Genomic DNA, 4,718 nt, shown 5'->3' on the forward strand with positions numbered 1-4,718 from the left:
TCGGTAATGTCAGTTAACATACCCAGATAGCCTATAAACTTGCCTTCCTTATTAAAAAGAGATTTAGCACTTACAAGTCCCCATATAAATGAACCATCCTTACGCATTAACTTCAATTCATAACTATCATTAATACCCTGCCTTCTTTTTTCAAAATTTCTATTGGCAACAGGCATTCTTTCTTCACTAATAAAGTCCCATATAGGTCTACCGATAATCTCCTCAAGAGTGTATCCTGAAGTTTCCATTATCTTATTGGCGTAAGTAATTTTACCTTCATCGTCCACCAAGTATATACCTTCATTAGAAGTTTCAACGATGTTTCTGTACTTTTCTTCACTTTCTCTCAGCCTTTCTTCTGCTTCTTTTCTCCTGGTTATATCTGTGGCAATGATGGAGGCAGCGGTTATCTTTCCTTTGTTATCAAAAACTGGAAAAATACTAAGTGAAACATTTATTAGCTTCCCATCGTTTCTCAGTCTTAAGGTTTCATATTGCTGGATCTTTTCCCCGCGTTTAATTATTTCACATAATCTGTGTGTTTCTCCAGTTAATGTGGGTGGCTCTAAGATGGATATGGACTTTCCTATGATTTCTTCCGCTGAATAGCCATAAACTTGTTCTGCACCCTTATTCCAGCTTGTGATAATACCTTCAAAAGACTCAGTTATAATAGCTTCAGTTGATGATTCGACAACGTTGGCTAAATTCCGAATATTTTCTTCAGCTTTTCTATGCTCTGTTATGTCTTGAACTGTCCCTCTAAGTCGAATAGGATTTTTTTTCTCATCGAAAATAACTTCGGCTTTCTCATGAGCTATACGTTCTTCTCCATTGGCTGTGATAATCCTGTAATCAATATCAAAAGGCTTTCCTTTTAACGCTTCTTTAATAGCATTATCTACACGGCTTCTATCCTCTGGATGAACATAGTTTAAAAACGTATCATAATTTACTTTTGACTCTTGAGGTTTAAGTCCAAAAATACGATAAGTTTCATCAGACCAATGAAGCTCGTTATTTGCAAAGTCTCGCTCCCAACTTCCGATATGAGCTATTTCTTGAGCTTCAGCAAGATTCCTCTCACTCTTTTTCAATGAATCATAAGCTTTCTGAAGCTCTAATGTACTTTCTTTAACCAGTTTATCTAAATTATCGAGTGTGTCTTTCAGTTTAGCTTCTGCTTCTTTACGCTCTGAAATATCTCTAAGAATTAGGGCGACCTTTCCTTTCTCAGGAATGAAAGCATGAATATCAAGATATTTATTTGCTACATGACTAAAAATTTCAAAATTAATTGGCTGATCTGATAGTGCTACTTCATTATACTTTTCGATAGCTATAGGACTTAATTTGGGGAATGTTTCTCTCATTGTTTTGCCTAATAACTGTTCCCTCTTTACACCAAAATAGAGCTCAAAAGCAGGATTTACCTCAAGGTAACGATAGTCAATTGGTTTACCTTCACTATTATAGATGACTTCTGCAAGACCAAAACCCTCAGTCATGTTTGTGAAAAGCGTCCTGTAACGCTCTTCGCTCTCCTGCAAAGCCTCCTCTGCACGCACTCGGTCAGTGGCATCAATTCCTATCCCACCAATATATTTTTTATTTTTTGAATCAGTAAAAGGAAACTTGTAGTTTAACCAACAATACCTTGTCCCATTTAGATCAGTAGAATCTTCCATGAACTGATGTATCTTTCCTGATTTCAAAACAAGAGAATCATTTTTTCGGAACAGTTCTGCGCTTTCTTTCGGCCAGAAGTCAAAATCCGTCTTTCCATACCAGTCTTTCGAATGAACAAATTGCTTTTCATAGGCATTGTTTAGATACACATACCTGCCACATTCATCCTTCATAAAAAGTAATGAGGGACTATGATCCATAAGTGCAATTAAGCGTTCCTCACTATCCTTTGTTTCTTCTTCCGCTTTTTTCTGGTCACTTATATCAAATCCAGAAATATTTACACATCCTTGTTCAGGTAAGGGATGAAACACTATCAAGTAAACTCTTTTTCCTGCTCTAACTTCCATTTTTTCTGGATTATTCTGGGTAATTACTTTTTGCACAAGATCTATGATACTTGAAGGCAATTTATCTCCGATTTTCACTTCCCATTCATTTAATAAGAGATTACCTGCCTCATTTGAGTAAACAATACAACCATTCTTATCTATACTCAAGACAGGATTTGAATTCGTTGCTGGGTTTTGATCCACTTTAGCTTCCATATTTCCCTTCTGATGACGACATTCGTTGCTACCACTCACAAATGGATATATTTAGGTATATATATAAAACATCGCTATATTTATACGCTTATCAATTATCTGTGAATTGTTAACGCATTGCCCGTCAGAAGTAAATATTCCAGAGAGCTTAAAATCATGAACAATCAGAGATATTGATTGGATAGAAGATGAAAATAACTTTAAAAAAGTGATAAGGCTACATGTCTCTAATTCACTCATTGCTTTGAAAAATGTTAAAAATATAGTTTTTATAACTAAAGTTATTTTACATACATTTTTAATATACTCATTCTTTGAGCAAATTCTTTTGCACATTTGACATCGTATTGGTCAAGTGCGCCTTTAATTCGCTCTGGATTTTTTGCTTTGTATTATAAAATGTCAGTTGAGATAAATATATCTAGTGAGTAGACTATATTTATGAGCCGATCCCAAAACTCAAAACTGAGCCTCTGAATTTCAAATTCTAATACCATTTGGGTTTCAAATTATGGAAATTGCCTTGAAATTCTTACTGAAATAAGAAACAAAATTGGTTTTGAGATGAGCTCCAGAAAATCTTGTTTTTTTGGTAAAGGAAAAGGATACAGAATCAATCAGAATCTACAGAGCTTTTGTATCCTGCCGAAAAATGACAAAACTCAAATTATAAAAATAGATGGAAAAGTTCCATCAATAAATTATTGTATTAAGCCCACCATTTATGGTTCATAGACCTATCTTGACCTATGACAAAAGTATCGATGCGATTCTTGCCCCATGAAACTGCTGCAGGAGCAGCATAGGATATACCTCCCAGGGGTTCAAAGTTGCTCCAACTGTGACCATCCCACCATTTATGGTACATAGCTCTATCAATTCCAGTTACGAAGCAATCCAATCTATTTGGTTCACAAGAACAAACAGCCACGCCATCGGTACATACTCCTCCAAGACTTTCCCAATCATTCCAACGGTGACCATCCCACCATTTATGACACATAGAGCTATCTTCACCTATGACAAAAGTATCGATGCGATCCTTGCCCCATGAAACTGCTACGGGAGCAGAATAGCACACACCTCCCAGTTTTTCCCAATCACTCCAACTGTGACCATCCCCCCATTTATGATACATAGCTCTATCAATTCCAACTACGAAGCAATCCAATCTTTTTGGTTCCCAAGAACAAACAGCCACGCCATCGGTACATATTCCTCCAAGACTTTCCCAATTACTCCAACCTTGACCATTCCACCATTTATGGTTCATAGATCTATCTTTACCTATGACAAAAGTATCGATGCGATCCTTGCCCCATGAAACTGCTGCAGGAGCAGAATAGCATACACCTCCCAGGCTTTCCCAATCATTCCAATGGTGACCATCCCACCATTTATGGTGCATAGCTCTATCAATTCCAGTTACGAAGCAGTCTAACCTGTCTGGTTCCCAAGAACAAACAGCTACGCCATCGGTACATACTCCTCCAAGACTTTCCCAGTTACTCCAAGTCATACGTCTTTACTCCTAAATTCTTATTTTTTTCAATATAACCTGCTATTGAAAATTATCAAAATTTAATGTCGATCTGCCGAATGTAGGATCTAATTTAAGATGTTTACTAAGTAAACAGTTTAAGTTGTATAAATAATTAACATTGTACCTGTCCTAAAACCCGTTTTATTCTAAATCATCAGGAGTTTTCAGAGTCACTCCCCATGATTATATATTCAATCGACTGTTCCAAGTACGGAATTCAAAAATCAAGCTTTGAGTTTTGGGATAGGCTCTATATTAAAATAAAAATTTTATAGTGGGGTAAAGATATGAAAATTAGAGTAGTTAGTTCCAGAGAGGAAATATTCACTCTCAATCCTAATGAACGAATTGTTCACCTAGCTTTCAGACCTTCGAATAAAGATATCTTGGCACTGGTTGAGACCTGTCCGAAGCTTGAGGTAATTCAGGTACCCAAATCTTACAGGCGCACAATTTCTAAATCTATAGAAATGTTTCTTCAGATGCAGAGAATCCAGCTTATCGAAGGCGATGTCTGGGGACATAGAAAAGATATAAATGAGTATTATACCGTTCCAACCTTAGTAATTGAAAAAATAAAGGAGTTAAAATCTGAAGGCACACCTGCTGAGAGAATTGAAGAAAAAATCTCAAGGGAAAACAAACTCAATCCTGAAATGGTTTCTTATATCCTTAAAGAGGAAGCTTCTGCCTGAAGCCAAATAGACTTCAAGTCTCATTTTTTAATTTTGGAGCTCATCCTAAAACCAATTTTATTCTTAGGAGTCAATAAAGTTTCAGTATTATTTTCTATGATCTGAAAGATCTGTTGATTATTCGAAATACAGCATTCCTAGAATCAATTTTTAATTTTGGGGTCAGCTCTAAGATAAAGCACTATCCTTAAGGTCAAAGTGTATCTTAATTTCGGAAAAATTATATACAAATTTTAAAGTTAA

3 protein-coding genes are annotated in these 4,718 nt (G+C 35.9%); 1 reads left to right on the top strand and 2 read right to left on the bottom strand.

The genetic code is table 11. The features are described from left to right. On the bottom strand, nt 1-2,237 hold a 2,237-nt coding region (locus tag BP621_RS00780), incomplete at its 3' end, for a PAS domain S-box protein (protein WP_292387296.1). Nucleotides 2,238-2,946: 709 nt separating this feature from the next. Beyond that, the gene (locus tag BP621_RS00785) at nt 2,947-3,756 is read right to left on the bottom strand and encodes a hypothetical protein (protein WP_292387298.1); all 810 of its coding nucleotides are present in this window, start codon (nt 3,754-3,756) and stop codon (nt 2,947-2,949) included. Between the two features lie 311 nt (nt 3,757-4,067). Between BP621_RS00785 and BP621_RS00790 the strand changes: the two genes are divergently transcribed. Further along, nucleotides 4,068-4,475: a DUF1699 family protein gene (locus tag BP621_RS00790; RefSeq protein WP_292387301.1), complete on the top strand. Its 408-nt coding sequence runs from the start codon at nt 4,068-4,070 to the stop codon at nt 4,473-4,475. Nucleotides 4,476-4,718 lie beyond the last annotated feature (243 nt).

Source organism: Methanosarcina sp. UBA5 (assembly GCF_002505485.1).
GTDB lineage: Archaea > Halobacteriota > Methanosarcinia > Methanosarcinales > Methanosarcinaceae > Methanosarcina.